Source organism: Pseudomonas sp. BN417 (assembly GCF_029871205.1).
Taxonomy (GTDB): domain Bacteria; phylum Pseudomonadota; class Gammaproteobacteria; order Pseudomonadales; family Pseudomonadaceae; genus Metapseudomonas.
On sequence record NZ_SSOJ01000069.1, the window covers coordinates 34,457 to 49,541 of the forward strand.

Genomic DNA, 15,085 nt, shown 5'->3' on the forward strand with positions numbered 1-15,085 from the left:
GCGTTGGGCTTTGCGAAAATGCCCGCACTTTTTTGCTGGAATCCTGCCATGACCGCCCTGAAGAACGACCGTTTCCTCCGCGCGCTGCTGAAGCAGCCAGTCGATGTCACTCCCGTCTGGATGATGCGCCAGGCCGGTCGTTACCTGCCGGAGTACCGCGCCACTCGCGCCAAGGCGGGCGACTTCGTCAGCCTGATGAAGAACCCCGAGCTGGCCTGCGAAGTCACGGTGCAGCCGCTGGACCGCTACCCGCAGCTGGATGCGGCCATCCTGTTCTCCGACATCCTTACTATCCCCGATGCCATGGGCCAGGGCCTGTACTTCGAGACCGGCGAAGGTCCGCGCTTCAAGAAAGTGGTAAGCAGCCTGGCCGATATCGACGCCCTGCCGATCCCCGACGCGGAGAAGGACCTGGGCTACGTGATGGACGCCGTGCGCACGATCCGCCGTGAGCTGAACGGCCGTGTGCCACTGATCGGATTCTCCGGCAGCCCCTGGACCCTGGCCACCTACATGGTCGAAGGCGGCTCCAGCCGCGACTTCCGCAAGTCCAAGGCGATGCTCTACGACAATCCCCAGGCCATGCATGCCCTGCTGGACAAGCTGGCCCAGGCGGTCACCGCCTATCTCAACGGCCAGATCAAGGCCGGTGCCCAGGCGGTGCAGATCTTCGACTCCTGGGGCGGCAGCCTGTCGGCGGCGGCCTACCAGGAATTCTCCCTGGCCTACATGAAGCAGATCGTCGACGGCCTGATCCGCGAGCACGACGGTCGCCGCGTGCCGGTGATCCTCTTCACCAAGGGCGGCGGCCTCTGGCTGGAGTCCATGGCCGACACCGGCGCCGAGGCCCTGGGTCTGGACTGGACCTGCGACATCGGCAGCGCCCGCGCCCGTGTCGGCGACAAGGTCGCCCTGCAGGGCAACATGGACCCCTCGGTCCTCTATGCCAACCCGGCCGCCATCCGCGCCGAGGTGGGGCGCATCCTCGCCGCCTACGGCAAGGGCTCCGGCCATGTGTTCAACCTCGGCCACGGCATCACCCCGGAAGTCGACCCGGCCCACGCCGGCGCGTTCTTCGAGGCGGTGCACGAGCTGTCGGCGCAGTATCACGGGTAAGCAAGAGGGGCCGCGCAAGCGGCCCTTTCTCTTTGTGCCGGGGACATGCATTCCACCTCGCCCTTATCACGGGCATTGCATAGAATCCGGTACTTATCAGGATCGGGGAGGTGTGCGATGCGGCGAGTGGTGTTCAATCAGAAAGGTGGCGTGGGCAAGTCCAGCATCGCCTGCAACCTGGCGGCAGTGAGTGCTTCGCAGGGCTATCGCACCCTGCTGATCGACCTCGACGCCCAGGCCAACTCCACTCACTACCTCACCGGCCTGACCGGTGAAGACATCCCCATGGGGATCGCCGACTTCTTCAAACAGACGCTGTCGGCCACCGCCTTCCGCAAGGGCAAGGTGGATATCTACGAAACCCCTTACGACAACCTGCACGTGGTGACCGCCACGGCAGAGCTGGCCGATCTGCAGCCAAAACTCGAGGCCAAGCACAAGATCAACAAGCTGCGCAAACTGCTGGACGATCTGGGCGAGGACTACGAGCGGATCTACCTGGATACGCCGCCGGCGCTCAATTTCTATACGGTTTCCGCGCTGATCGCGGCTGATCGTTGCCTGATTCCCTTCGACTGCGACAGCTTTTCCCGAAATGCCCTCTACGGCCTGCTGGCCGAGATCGAGGAGCTGAAAGAGGACCACAACGAAGGCCTGGAAGTGGAGGGTATCGTGGTCAACCAGTTCCAGCCGCGGGCCTCGTTGCCCCAGCAACTGCTGGACGAGTTGCTGGAGGAGGGGCTGCCGGTGCTGCCGGTGAACCTGATGATGTCGGTGAAGATGCGCGAGTCGCACCAGGCCTGCAAGCCGCTGATCTTCCTGGAGCCCCGCCACAAGCTGACCCAGCAGTTCGTCGAACTGCACGATCTGCTGGAAAGCTGAAAGCCGATTAAGAGCGCTGGAGGCTGGACGAAAAGGCTCGATCGGGTGTAGTTCGTTCAGCCTTCAGCCTTCAGCCTATTTGACCAGCAACAGGTCGCAGGGCGGGTTCTGCAGGTAGCGCAGGGCCAGGCTGCCCAGTAGAGCCTGGGAGATCAGGCTGCGGCCGTGGCTGCCCAGGGCCAGCAGTTGTGGACGCTGGTCGGCGATGGCGTCGTCCAGGGCCTTGGGCAGGGCACCGCGCACCACTTCCAGCCCCACCTCCGGTATCCGGCCGGCCAGGCCCGCCAGTTCGTCCTCCAGCAGCTTGCCGAGCAGCTCCTTCTGGGTCGCCAGGAAGTCGGCCGGGCTGCCGCCCTTCGACAGCAGGCGGCCGCCCAGCTCCAGTACGTTCAAGGCGGTCAGGCGGGCCTCGCCGGGCAGCAGTGTGCTGCCCTTGCGCAGGGCGTCGCAGGCGCAGAGGGAGAAGTCCAGTGCCACGGCGGCCTCTCGGTAGGGCTCGTCCGGCTGTTCGCCGACCACCAGCAGCAGCGGTGCGCCCAGATGGCGGGCGACGCGCTCAAGGGTGGTGCCGATGAACAGCTCCGGTGCGTTGTGGTGGTGTCGGCCTATTGCCAGCAGGTCAGCGCGACTGTCGATCATCTCTTCGAGGATTTGCTGCGCTGGGCGGCCCTTGCGCAGGAGCAGCTGGCAGTCCTCGGCGCCCAATTGCGCCAGGCGCTCGCCGAAGTGCTGCTGGGCGGCGTCGCGCAGGCTACCCTGGACGGCATTGGGTAGGTGGTCTTCGAGCACGTGCAGCAGGGAGAGGCGCGCGTCGTGCTGGCGGGCGAGCTGGACGGCGCGGCGCAGGGCGATGTCCGCCTCGCGGCTGAGGTCATGGGCGACCAGGATGTGCTTGTACATGGTGGGGAGCTCCTCTGGGGCTCCCACTTTGCGGCCTTTCGTCGAGCGGCAGTTTGATCCAGGGCAATGCCGGTCAGTGCGTCCGCATCTGGTAGAGCCCGCGGCTTTCGGCCACCACTTCGCCCGTGGCGTCCAGCAGTTGCAGCTCGAGCACGTAGTCGGCCTTGCCATTGGCTTCGGCCTCCTGCTGGATGCGGGCAATTTCTTCCTCGCCCAGGCGTGCCTCTACGGTGATGTCGCTTTTGGCCGGTCGACGGAAGCGCAGGTTCATTTCCTTGACGATGGGATAGAAGCGGCGGCTGTCGAAACTGGTGAGAAAGAGCGCACCCCCGGGCATCTCGGCCAGGGTGAAGAGCGCGCCGGCGTAGAGGGTGCCTATGTGGTTCTGGTTGCTTTCCAGGGGCATGCGCAGGCGCACATGGCCCTGTTCCAGGATTTCGGCCTTGAGGCCGCTGCGTCTGACGAAGGCGATCTGTTCCTCGGTCAGTTGGCGGACCAGTTCGATGGGCATGGACATGGCGGGCTCCAGTCGGCGGATGGCTAGAGCCTAGCGCCCTGGGCGCTGCCGGCAATGACCGGGACGGCCAGCGGGGCTGACCGAAGCGCTCATCGTCTCGCTTAGTGGCGTGCTCTGCTCGCGAATGGGGCCCCGCAGTGAGGCTTCGCGAGCAAGCTCGCTCCTACAGGGACAATCAGATGCCTTGGGAGCCCAGCCAGGCCAGCAGCTGCGGCAGCGGCAGGGCGCCGCTCTGGCGGGCGACTTCGACGCCGCCCTTGAACAGGATCAGGGTGGGGATGGAGCGGATGTTCAGCTGTCCGGCCAACTGGCGGTTGGCCTCGCTGTCCAGCTTGCCCAGGCGGCAGCGGCCCTGGAGTTGGCTTGCGGCTTGTTGGTAAGTAGGTGCGAAGGCCTTGCAGGGGCCGCACCAGTCTGCCCAGACGTCCACCAGCAGCGGCAGGTCGCCGCGCAGCTGTTTGGCGAAGCTGGCCTCGTTCAGGTCGAAGGGCGCGGCGGGCAGTACCGCGGCCTTGCAGTGGCCGCAACGCGGCGAATCACCCAGGCGGGCGGCGGGAATGCGATTGAGGCCCGCGCACTGCGCGCAGGGGATCATCAGCGGGTCGGTCATCTCGGGGCTCCAGTGGCGGACTCCACAGATCTGGAGTCGCGCCGGGCGGATATCAACCCGCAATGGCCCTTAGCGCAGGGCCATGAAGATGTTGTAGGAACTGATCAGGGTGATCAGGCAGCCGACGATGATCAGCAGGGTGCGCGATGACAGCTTCTTGCACAGCAGGGCGGCGAAGGGCGCGGCGAACAGGCCACCGAAGACCAGGCCGGCGACCATCTTCCAGGTGTCCGGCTCACCGGCCAGGAGGATGAAGGAGGTGGCGCTGGAGATGGTCAGGAAGAACTCGGCGAAGTTGACCGAACCGATGGTGGTACGCGGATCGCTGCCCGAGCCGATCAGGCTGCTGGTAACCACCGGACCCCAGCCACCGCCGCCGGCTGCATCGACGAAGCCGCCGAACAGCGCCAGCTTGGCGACGTGGTTGGGCGCGCGGCGCTTGGCCACGTGGCGGTAGGCCTTGCTCAGGATGTACAGGCCCATCAGCAGCAGGTAGGCGGAGATGAAAGGCTTGAGCGCGGCGCCGTCGAACTGGGTGATCAGCACGGCGCCGAGGATGGCACCAATGATGCCGGGCAGCAGTAGACGCAGGAACAGGGACTTGTTGACGTTGCCCAGCTTGACGTGGGAAATGCCCGACAGGCCGGTGGTGAACACTTCGGCGATGTGCACACTGGCGCTCGCAGCAGCCGGAGTGGCCCCGGCGCTGAGCAGGAAGGTGGTGGCCGTGATGCCGTAGGCCATGCCCAGCGCGCCATCGATGACCTGGGCGAAGAAGCCCACCGCCACCGCGCTCCAGAAGCCCTTGCTGGTCAGTGCGTTCTCGATGATCTCGAAGCCGTTGCCGCCGCCGTTGTCGAAGAACAGGCGCCAGGCGAGGAAGCTCAGCAGACCGACCAGGATCAGCACGGCAACCCACATCGCGGCTCGCAGGACGGGGTGGTCGTCGGGATGCGAGACGAAATCTTCGACTGGCGGGATCCGCAGTGCTTCGTGTTCGGTGTTGATCGAACTCTGGCTGAGGTCGAGATTGCGAATCTTCATGCGGGCACGGCGCCTGACAGTGGGTGGTAGAACAGGCTGGAATAAGCAGGCCGCGAAGATAATCCGCTTTGCTTAGAGAGTCTAAGAAGATTTCTGCAGGTTTATATTCCATTTAGTAAGTGAAATTGGCCTCCCTGCCGTGGGAAAAGGCTGGCTCAGCTGTATCCCCGGGTTGACCTGCAACTGTATTCCCGACCTGCGGCCGGCCTGGGCTAGGCTGGGGCTTTGCAATCGGAGGAGAGGGCGTTGATGCGGACCTTGGGCGTGCTAGGCGGAATGAGCTGGGAATCCACCGTCACCTACTACCAACTGCTCAATCGCGGCGTGCGCGAACGCCTTGGCGGGCTGCATTCAGCGCCCCTGCTGCTGCACTCAGTGGACTTCGCACAGATCGCCGCGCAGCAGAAGGCCGGCGAGTGGCACGCCGCCGGCCAGGTGCTGGCCGAAGCCGCGCGGGGCCTGCAGGGCGCCGGCGCGACGGCGCTGCTGCTGGCCACCAACACCATGCACAAGGTGGCTGCGGCCATCGAGGGCGCTGTGGATATCCCGCTGCTCCATATAGGCGATGCCGTCGGCCTGGCGCTGCAGGAACGGGGCATCGAACGTGCGGCCCTGCTCGGCACGCGCTTCACCATGCAGGAAGATTTCTACCGTGAGCGCCTGGACCGCCGCTTCGGCATCCAGGTACGGGTGCCCGACACCGCCGCGATGGCGGAAATCGACCGAGTCATCTTCCAGGAGCTTTGCGTAGGTCGGTTCCTGCCGGCCGCCCAGGCTTTCTATCTCGACCAGTTGACGCTGCTGAAGGCCCAGGGCGCCCAGGCGGCGATCCTCGGCTGCACCGAGATCGGCCTGCTGCTGGACGGCTGCGACTCGCCGCTGCCGCTGGTGGACAGTGCCGAGCGGCATGTGGCGATGGGGCTGGAGTGGATGCTGGGCGTGTAGGGGCGAATTCATTCGCCAAGCAGGCCGTAGGCCTGCCCTGTGGGCTTCCGCGGGGCCGCTGCGCGACCCTTGGCGAATGAATTCGCCCCTACAGGTAATACCGTTCCCGGTCAGGACGAGCAGCTGATTTCCAGGTGCTTGCCCCATTCCGGCGGGCGTTCGGCATAGCGTTCCATGCCCGGTTGTTCGTCAAAGGGACGAGAAAGCACGGCGTGCAGCTGGCGCACCTCGGCGTAGTCGCCCTGCTGGGCCGCCTCGATAGCGCGTTGGGCCAGGTAGTTGCGCAGGACGTACTTGGGATTCACCGCGTGCATGCGTGCGCGGCGTGAATCCTGGTCATCGCCGTCCAGCGCCGCGCGGGCCTGGTAGTCGGCGGCCCAGGCGTCGAAGCCGGCCAGGTCGACGAAATCTTCCCGCAACTTGCGCAGCGCCGCCTCCGCTGCATCGGTGCCCAGGCGGCGAAAGAACTGGTTGTAGTCCACCGCGCTGCCCTGCATCAGTTGCAGCAGGCGCTGCACCAGGGCTTCGTCCTGATCGAGGGCCGAGGTGAAGCCCAGGCGCCGGCGCATCAGGTCCAGGTAGTGGGCCTGGTAGAGCGGCAGGAAGAGGTTGAGGGTTTCCCGCAGGGCTTCCACCTCGACGAAAGGCGTCAGTGCCTGGGCCAGTGCCGCCAGGTTCCAGTGGGCGATCGGCACCTGGTTGCTGAAGCTGTAGCGGCCGCCGTCGTCGGAATGGTTGCAGATGTGGTTGGCGTCGAAGTCGTCGAGGAAGGCGTAGGGCCCGTAGTCGAAGGTGATGCCGAGGATGGACATGTTATCGGTGTTCATCACCCCGTGGCAGAAGCCGTAGGCCTGCCAGAGGGCGATCAGCTCGGCGTTGCGCTCCAGCACTTCACGGAAGAAGGACGCCCAGGGCTGTTCCTGCTCCAGGCATTCGGGGAAATGGCATTCGAGGACGTGGCGGCCGAGGGCCTCCAGCTGTTCGTGCTGGCGCGTGTAGTAGAAGTATTCGAAGTGGCCGAAGCGCACATGGCTGCGCGCCAGGCGCAGGAGCATGGCCCCGGTCTCGCGGGTTTCCCGGTACACCGGGGAGCTGGAGCCGGTCACGCATAGGGCGCGGCTGGTGGGGATGCCGAGGGCGTGCAGGTGCTCGCTGGCGAGGAATTCGCGAATCGAGCTGCGCAGCACTGCGCGGCCATCACCCATGCGCGAGTAGGGTGTCTGCCCCGCGCCCTTGAGGTGCAGGTCCCAGTGCTCGCCGGCGTCATTGACCACCTCGCCCAGCAGCAGGCCGCGGCCATCGCCCAGTCGCGGGTTGTAGACGCCGAACTGGTGCCCGGAATAGACCATCGCCCGAGGTTCGGCCTCGGACCAGAGCTTGTGCCCGGCGAACAGCTCGGCGAAGACCTGGCTGTCGGCCTCGGCCGGGTCCAGGTCGAGCAGCGCCATGGCTGCCGGGCTCGCCACCACCAGGCGCGGCTCGGCGATGGGCTCGGGCAGCACCTCGGTGGAAAAGGCGTCGCCCAGGCGGGCGAAGCGGTTGTCGAACTGCAACTCGTCGAGTTTCTTCATGGGCTCAGCTTGTCATGCCGCCATCGTGGCTGGAAGGGCAGGGGACATATGGCTCACCTGACCTCCGGCTCCGGCGCCTTTTCCTTGGCCGGCACCGCTTCGACTTCGACCTCGGCCTCAGCTTCGGCGTGCTTCTCGATCTTGCGGCTGAGGGTGACGTTCATCGACGGTGTCGTGGAGATGTTGATGTCGTGGTCCTGGAACAGCTGGTCGATGCGCCGGTTCAGCTCGTCGGTGGCCAGGCCGCGGTCGCCCAGCTCGCGCACGTAGATCTTCAGTTCGTGCTCCAGGGTGCTGGCGCCGTAGGTCTTCAACTGCACGGTGGGCGGCGGGTCGCGCAGTACGCGCGTGTTCTCCTGGGTGGCCTGCAGCAGCAGCTTGCGTACCAGCTCCAGGTCGGCGCCGCGGTTGACGTTGTACACCAGCACGATGCGGGTGACGGTGTCGGTCAGGGTCCAGTTGATCAACTGGCTGGTGAGGAAGGTCTGGTTCGGCACTATCACTTCCTTGCGGTCGCTGTCGGTGATGTGCGTGGCGCGGATGCGGATGCGGTTCACCGTACCGGTCACCGTGCCGATGGTCACCAGGTCGCCGATACGCACCGGGCGCTCGAACAGCAGGATCAGGCCGGAAATGAAGTTGGCGAAGATCGCCTGCATGCCGAAGCCGATACCCACGGACAGGGCCGCCACCAGCCATTGCAGCTTGTCCCAGCTGACCCCGAGGGTGGACAGGGCGGTGACGAAACCGATGCCGGCGATGGCATAGGACAGCAGCGTGGTGGTGGCGTAGGAGCTGCCCTGGGCCAGGGTCAGTCGCGACAGCACCAGTACTTCCAGAAGGCCCGGCAGGTTGCGCGCCAGGGCCGTGGTGATGCCGGCGATGATCAGCGCGCCGAGCACGTCGAGCAAGCTGATGGGCACCAGGGTGGAGGCATCGCCGGTACCGCTGGAGTACTGGTAGAGGGTGACCTGGTCGAGGTAGGCGAAGACGCTGATCAGGTCGGCCCAGACCAGGTACATGGCGGCGAGGAAAATGCCGAGCAGGGCCAGGCGGATCAGGCGCAGCGATTGGTCGTTGACCTTCTCGATATCGAGGGTCGGCTCTTCCACCACTACTTCTTCACCTTCGGCGTTCTCCTTGGTCTGCGCCTGGCGTTTGGCGAGCACGCGCTGGTAGGCCAGGCGCCGCGCGGCTACACCCAGGCCGCGGACGAAGGCGGCCTCGATCAGCAACATCAGCATCACCAGGTAGAGGGTGTTGATCAGGCGGTCGGTGAGCTTGAGCGAGGTGTAGTAGTAGCCGAAGCCTACCGCGACTATGAAGGCCAGCGGCAGCAGGGTGAAACCGACACCGATGAGCAGGCGGAAGGGCGAGGTCTGTTCGCGCATCGGCTCGGCCAGCAGCAGATTGCTCAGCACCAGGGTCATCAGGGCGTAGCAGCTGAGCACGACGATGATGCCGATGATGTCGTCGGCAAGCGCCGCGGGCTGGTGCTCGGCCACTGTGACTATGGCCACCAGGGCCATGACCACGCCGCCGAGGCGGCGGATCTGGCTGCGCAGGAAGGCCACCTGCGGGCGGTCCCAGCGGAAGTGCAGCTCGGCGATGCCGCCGGGGGCGAGTATGCGGTAGAGGGTGTAGAACACCATCCAGGCCTGGGCCATTTCCATCAGGGCGGCGCCCAGGGTGGCATTCTGGCCGCGGGCGTCGATCTGCAGGGCGAAGCCGCCGAGGGCGAGGAACAGGCTCACCGGCAGCGCCAGCAGCACCGTGAGGAAGAGTGCCAGCGGGGTGTGCAGCTGGCTGTCGCGCTTGAAGTGGCCGACGTCCTGGTTGAGCTCCTTGAGACGGTCGTGGAGGTAACGCCGCTTCCACAGCAAGGCGCCGATCACCAGCAGCAGCGGGAGGAACAGCCAGGGGCGGTCCAACAGGCCTTCGCCCAGCTCGCGCACGCCCGCGCCCCAAGGCATTTCGGCCAACTGGCGTTCCAGGAGGTGCGGGGCGGATTTCAGCCAGTTCAGGTCCAGCGGCTTGTTGCTGGGAATCCAGAACATCTGCTCGTCGAGGGTGTTGCGCATGGCCTTTGAGGTTTCCTGCAGCTGCTTCTGGTTGAGCTGCAGGGTGATGGATTCGTTCAGCAGGGTGTTCAGCTCACGGCTGAGGCGGTCGAGCAGTTCGCCCCGGGTGGTGACGAGGTCCGTCAGGGTGGCGCGCAGTTCCGGCGCTACCTGCTCCGGGGGCTGCTCGGCCAGCAGGCCGTCGACATAGCCCTGGGGATTGCTCAGCTGGTCGCGCTGCTGGTTCAGCTCGAACTGATAGAGGCGGATGTCAGCGATCTCGTCGGCGAGGTTGTTGTCCAGGTCGAGCTGGGGCAGCGCCTGCTTCTGCTGGTAGAGGATCTTGGCCAGCAGCAGGCTGCCCTTGAGCACGCTGATCTGCTCTTCCAGGGCCTGGTCGGCCTGGCTGAGGTTGTCCAGCTGCTGCCGGGTCTGCAGGTTCTGCCGGGTCAGCTCATTGAGGCGGTCCGTGGCACGCAGCAGGTAGTCGGACATCTTCAGATTGATGGCGCTTTCCTTTGCCAACAGGCTGTCCGGCGTGGCCTTGCCGGCTTCGCGGGAGAGCTCCGCCACGGTCTGCTCCGAGCTTTCCCGGCGCATCTCGTTGATCAGCGACTGCAGGTCCAGGGTTTCCTGCTCCAGGCGCCGGATGCGCTCCACCAGCAGGTCGCGGCGGGCGTTGCCGAGGTCCTGCAGCAGGCTGTTGCCGGCCAGCTCCTCGCGGCGCAGTTCGGTCAGGGCGACCAGAGAGGCCTGTTCGGCGTTAAGCAGGGTGCGCTGCTCTTCGCTGATGGACTTGCCGGCGTCCTTGCCGGTCTTGAGGATATTGTTGATCTGCGGGATACGCGTCTGGTTGCTGCTGATCTCGGCCTGGGCCCGCTCCGGGCGGGTCTGTGAGGTGACGATCAGGCTATTGGCATCGGCCAGGGCCTTCTGCAGGTTGGCCAGCTCGTTGCTGCGCTGTTCCAGCAACTGCTCCAGTTGAGGCAGCTCGGACTTGCCATTGCGCTCCTTGACCGGCACTGGCTGGTTGCCCTTGAGCCGCGTCAACTCGCGCTGGGCTTCAGTGATCAGCTTCGGTGCGTCGTTCAGCTGGCGCTTGAGGTTGGTGAGGCTCTGCTGGCTTTCCGCCTGGCTGGCGAGGAAGGACTTGGTCTGCTCCTCGATGGAGGGTTTGGCCTGGGTCTCGCCCTCGGCGGCCTTGCCCTCGGCTGGCGCGGCGGCCGGCTTGGGGACGCCCACCGGAGGCGCGGCATGCAGGTAGGCGGGCGTCAGGCAGAGGCCCAGCAGGGTGGCAACGAGAAAGGTGCGCAAGGAAGCAATCATCGCGATCGGGCAGCTCGGGTTCAAATGCGGCTAATGATATGCCAGGGCGGCCGTTAGGGGGCTGCCCGGCACGAGCGGTTGTGATCTCGGTTCGCACTGGGGCGAACCCATGGGTTCCATGGCGGGGGCCTGCAGGTTCCGGGATGGCCCGGAAAAGGCCGTCCCAGGCGCATTTCCTTAGAGGAACAGCCCTGGGCGACCCTGACCTTCGGGGAATTTGACGCCCACTTTGCGCACCTTGTTCCCTTCCATCAGAGCAACGGTCCAGGTCAGGCCGTTCCACTCCACCTGGTCGCCCACCACCGGCTCGCCGCCGATTTCGTGGGCGATGAAGCGGCCCAGGGCCTGGTGGCCGTCCTGGTCGCCGAGCTTGAGGCCGTAGAGCGAGGCGACGGCCGAGAGCTGGGCATCGCCTTCCAGCACGAAGTCGCCGAAGAAGCGCAGGTCCAGCCCGCGTTGCGGTGCCTGGCTGAACAGCTTGCCGAGGGCCGGCAGGTCATGCTCGTGGCCGACCACGCAGAGGATGTCGCCGGCTTCCAGGGTGGTGCTGCCCGATGGGTGCAGCAGCTCCTTGCCGCGGAACAGCGCGGCGATGCGGGTGCCGTCGGGCATCTTCAGCTCGCGCAGGGCGGCGCCTATGCACCATTTCTCGGCGCCCAGGCGGTAGACGAACAGCTCCCACTCGCTGGTGGCGTGGACCTCCAGCCCCGCGCGAGAGATGGGCGCCGGCTCCGGCGGTACCGTCACCCGCAGCAGCTTGGCCGCCCAGGGCAGGCTGGTTCCCTGCAGCAGCAGAGAGACCAGCACGATGAAGAAGGCCACGTTGAAGAACAGCTGGGCATTGGGCAGTCCGGCCATCAGCGGGAACACCGCGAGAATGATGGGTACCGCGCCGCGCAGGCCGACCCAGGCGATGAAGGCTTTTTCGCGGTCGTGGAAGGCGCGGAAGGGCAGCAGCCCGAGGAAGACCGACAGCGGCCGGGCAAAGACGATCATCCACAGGGCCAGGCCCAAGGCCGGCAGGATGATCGGAAACAGCTCGTGGGGCGTCACCAGCAGCCCGAGCACGAGGAACATGCCGATCTGCGCCAGCCAGGTGAGCCCGTCGAGCATGTGCAGGATTCCGTGGCGCGAGCGGATCGGCCGGTTGCCGAGAAACAGGCCGAATAGGTAGACGGCCAGGATGCCGCTGCCGTGCACGGCGTTGGTCACGGCGAACACCAGGATGCCGCCGGCCACCACCAGCAGGGGATAGAGACCGTTGGCCAGAGTCAGGCGGTTGATCAGCTGAAGCATCAGCCAGCCGCCGGCAAAGCCCAGCAGGGTGCCGATGCCGAACTGCTGAATGATGTGGACGACGAAGGTCCAGCTGAATCCGGTCTGGCCGGTGGCGAGCATCTCGATCAGGGTTACGGTGAGAAACACTGCCATCGGATCGTTGCTGCCCGATTCGATCTCCAGGGTGGCGCTGACCCGCTCGTTGAGGCCGCGCCCGCCGAGCAGGCTGAACACCGCCGCGGCATCGGTGGAGCCGACTATCGCGCCGATCAGCAGGCCTTCCAGGGTACTGAGATTGAACAGCCAGGTAGCGGCGACACCGGTCAGCCCGGCAGTGACCAGTACGCCGATGGTGGCCATGGATAGCGAGGGCCAGAGCGCCACGCGGAAGGTGGCCGCGCGGGTTCGCATGCCGCCATCGAGAAGGATGATGGCCAGCGCCAGGTTGCCTACCAGGTAGGCCTGGGAATAGTTGTTGAAGACGATGCCGCCGGGGCCGTCGCTGCCGGCCAGCATGCCGACCACCAGGAACACGACGAGGATGGGGACGCCGAAGCGCGACCCGAAGGCGCTGACCAGGATACTCATGCCTACCAGCACCGCGCCGATCAGGAACAGGCTATTGACGGTGGTGGCATCCACTGGTGGCTCCTTGCATGTCGGGGGGAGGGACAACGGCATGCAGGGGCGCATGCCGAGGAATTCTAACCTGCCAATGGCGAGGCTCTGCAAGATTTCATGCAGGGTTCCTGCCAGGGGTGGGAAGGCCATTGGAAGGGTGTATTGGCTATGGGTTCCCCGGGCCTTCCATGGAGGGCTGGTGTGCGTTGGAGCCTGGGGGCGCGCCCATAAAAAAGCCCCGCATGTGCGCGGGGCGTGAAGAACCCTGAAAAAGGGTCAGAACCAGTTGTCTTGCATCGCCAGGCAGGTGTCGTCGCGGGTTTCGAGCAGGGCCAGTTCGTGGTGGCAGCCCGGCACTTCCCAGGTGAGGAAGTAGCGCGCCGCCTGCAGCTTGCCCTTGTAGAAGTCGGCATCGGCCGGATTGCCGCGGGCCAGGCCTTCCTCGGCGCGGATCGCCTGCTCCAGCCAGCGCCAGCCGATCACGGCGTGGCCGAACACCTTGAGGTAAAGCGCCGAGTTGGCCAGTGCCTGGCTGACCTTGCCCTGCATCAGGTCGCCCAGCAGGCCCAGGGTGACGCTGGAGAGGCGGGTCATCAGCTGTTCCAGAGGCTGGCGCAGGGCGGCCAGCGACTCGTATTCGGCAGCGCGCTGGCAGCATTCGTTGATCAGCCGGGTCAGTTGCTTGAGGCCGGCGCCCTTGTTCTGCGCCAGCTTGCGGCCCAGCAGGTCGAGGGACTGGATGCCGTGGGTGCCCTCGTGGATAGGGTTCAGGCGGTTATCGCGGTAGTACTGCTCCACCGGGTATTCGCGGGTATAGCCGTGGCCGCCGAGGATCTGGATCGCCAGCTCGTTGGCCTTGAGGCAGAACTCCGACGGCCAGGATTTGACGATGGGGGTGAGCAGGTCGAGCAGTTCATGGGCCTGTTGCCGCTCCTCCTCCGTTGCCAGGGTCTGGGTGTCGTCGAACAGGCGCGCCGCGTACAGGCCGAGGTCGAAGGCGCCTTCCACATAGGCCTTCTGGGTCAGCAGCATGCGCCGCACGTCGGCGTGCTGGATGATCGACACCTGGGGCGAGGTCGGGTCCTTGCCATCGGGCAGGCGGCCCTGGGGACGCTCGCGGGCGTACTCCAGGGAATAGAGGTAGCCGGCGTAGCCGAGCATCACCGCACCCATGCCGACGCCGATGCGTGCCTCGTTCATCATCTGGAACATGTAGGACAGGCCGGCGTGAGGCTTGCCCACCAGATAGCCGACGCAGTTGCCGTTATCGCCGAAGTTCAGCGCAGTGGAAGTGGTGCCGCGGTAGCCCATCTTGTGGAACAGGCCGGCCAGGATCACGTCGTTGCGCTGGCCCGGGGAGCCGTCTTCGTTGACCAGGAACTTGGGCACGATGAACAGGGAGATGCCCTTCACCCCGGGCGGCGCGTCCGGCAGCTTGGCCAGGACCATGTGCACGATGTTCTCCGACAGCGGGTGGTCGCCGCCGGAAATGAAGATCTTGTTGCCTTTGATCCGGTAGGTGCCGTCGCCGGCCGGTTCGGCGCGGGTGCGGATGTCCGAGAGGGACGAGCCGGCATGGGGTTCGGTCAGCGCCATGGTGCCGAAGAAGCGGCCTTCGATCATCGGCTGGAGGAAGCGCTGCTTCTGATCGATGCTACCGAAGCTCTCGATCAGGTTGGCCGCGCCCATGGTCAGGAAAGGATAGGCGGAGCTGCCGACGTTGGCCGACTGGAAATGCGCGAAGCAGGCCTGCGACAGCAAGGTTGGCAGCTGCATGCCGCCTTGCTCGAAGCTGCGGGTAGCGTTGAGGAAGCCGGCCTCGAGGAAGGCGTCGACGGCGGGCTTCACCTCCGGGATCAGAGTGGCGGCGCCATCCACGTACTCTGGCTCCTGCTCGTCGCCCTTGCGGTTGTGCGGGGCGAAGAACTTCTCGGCGATGCTGCGGGCGGTGCCCAGGGCGGCGTCGAAGGTTTCGCGGTTGTGCTCGGCGAAACGCTCGCGCTGGGTCAGGGCTTCGGCGTCCAGGACTTCGTAGAGTTCGAAGGCCAGGTTGCGGGAACTGAGCAGGGTCTCGGACATGGTGGCTCTCCGGTGGGATTGTCCGAGTCTAGATCGGTGAATGTAGGGCGCCTAGCAACATCGATGTGCGTGATAAAGGGGGTGCAGCCGCGGTGGGGCGTCGACTGGTAAACTGCGCACCTCGCGAGGACCCACT

General features: G+C 65.6%; 11 protein-coding genes. 3 read left to right on the plus strand and 8 right to left on the minus strand.

What is annotated here, in order from left to right:
• Positions 1-48 precede the first annotated feature (48 nt).
• A complete protein-coding gene (gene hemE, locus E8F11_RS07560; RefSeq protein ID WP_280288220.1) occupies positions 49-1,116 on the plus strand; it encodes a uroporphyrinogen decarboxylase in 1,068 nt (355 codons plus the stop codon).
• Between the two features lie 117 nt (positions 1,117-1,233).
• A complete protein-coding gene (locus tag E8F11_RS07565; protein WP_280288221.1) occupies positions 1,234-1,998 on the plus strand; it encodes a ParA family protein in 765 nt (254 codons plus the stop codon).
• Between the two features lie 75 nt (positions 1,999-2,073).
• On the opposite strand, the gene E8F11_RS07570 is transcribed toward E8F11_RS07565, so the two are convergent.
• The 4 genes from E8F11_RS07570 to E8F11_RS07585 all read right to left on the minus strand — a co-directional run bounded on the left by E8F11_RS07570 (position 2,074) and on the right by E8F11_RS07585 (position 5,069).
• Positions 2,074-2,898, minus strand: coding sequence for a universal stress protein (locus E8F11_RS07570; protein ID WP_280288222.1), 825 nt, complete (start codon positions 2,896-2,898; stop codon positions 2,074-2,076).
• 73 nt (positions 2,899-2,971) lie between these two features.
• Positions 2,972-3,415 carry a YiiD C-terminal domain-containing protein gene (locus E8F11_RS07575; protein WP_280288223.1) on the minus strand — a complete coding sequence of 148 codons (444 nt, stop codon included), beginning with the start codon at positions 3,413-3,415 and terminating at the stop codon, positions 2,972-2,974.
• 175 nt (positions 3,416-3,590) lie between these two features.
• Positions 3,591-4,025, minus strand: a complete 435-nt coding sequence (gene trxC, locus E8F11_RS07580) for a thioredoxin TrxC (RefSeq protein WP_280288224.1) — start codon at positions 4,023-4,025, stop codon at positions 3,591-3,593.
• Positions 4,026-4,094: 69 nt separating this feature from the next.
• Positions 4,095-5,069 (minus strand): sulfite exporter TauE/SafE family protein, encoded by a 975-nt coding sequence (locus tag E8F11_RS07585; protein WP_280288225.1) that lies wholly within the window; start codon positions 5,067-5,069, stop codon positions 4,095-4,097.
• A gap of 249 nt (positions 5,070-5,318) precedes the next feature.
• Here E8F11_RS07585 and E8F11_RS07590 point away from each other — a divergent pair, with 249 nt between their 5' ends.
• Positions 5,319-6,014 carry an amino acid racemase gene (locus E8F11_RS07590; protein WP_280288278.1) on the plus strand — a complete coding sequence of 232 codons (696 nt, stop codon included), beginning with the start codon at positions 5,319-5,321 and terminating at the stop codon, positions 6,012-6,014.
• Positions 6,015-6,124: 110 nt separating this feature from the next.
• On the opposite strand, the gene selO is transcribed toward E8F11_RS07590, so the two are convergent.
• From selO to E8F11_RS07610, 4 genes are all read right to left on the minus strand, one after another.
• Entirely contained in the window at positions 6,125-7,585 is a 1,461-nt protein-coding gene (gene selO / locus E8F11_RS07595) for a protein adenylyltransferase SelO (protein WP_280288226.1), read from the minus strand.
• Positions 7,586-7,638: 53 nt separating this feature from the next.
• Positions 7,639-10,968: a mechanosensitive channel MscK gene (gene mscK, locus E8F11_RS07600; RefSeq protein WP_280288279.1), complete on the minus strand. Its 3,330-nt coding sequence runs from the start codon at positions 10,966-10,968 to the stop codon at positions 7,639-7,641.
• A 180-nt stretch (positions 10,969-11,148) separates the two neighbouring features.
• Positions 11,149-12,891, minus strand: coding sequence for a potassium/proton antiporter (locus E8F11_RS07605; protein WP_280288227.1), 1,743 nt, complete (start codon positions 12,889-12,891; stop codon positions 11,149-11,151).
• Between the two features lie 255 nt (positions 12,892-13,146).
• Entirely contained in the window at positions 13,147-14,949 is a 1,803-nt protein-coding gene (locus E8F11_RS07610; protein ID WP_280288228.1) for an acyl-CoA dehydrogenase, read from the minus strand.
• Positions 14,950-15,085 lie beyond the last annotated feature (136 nt).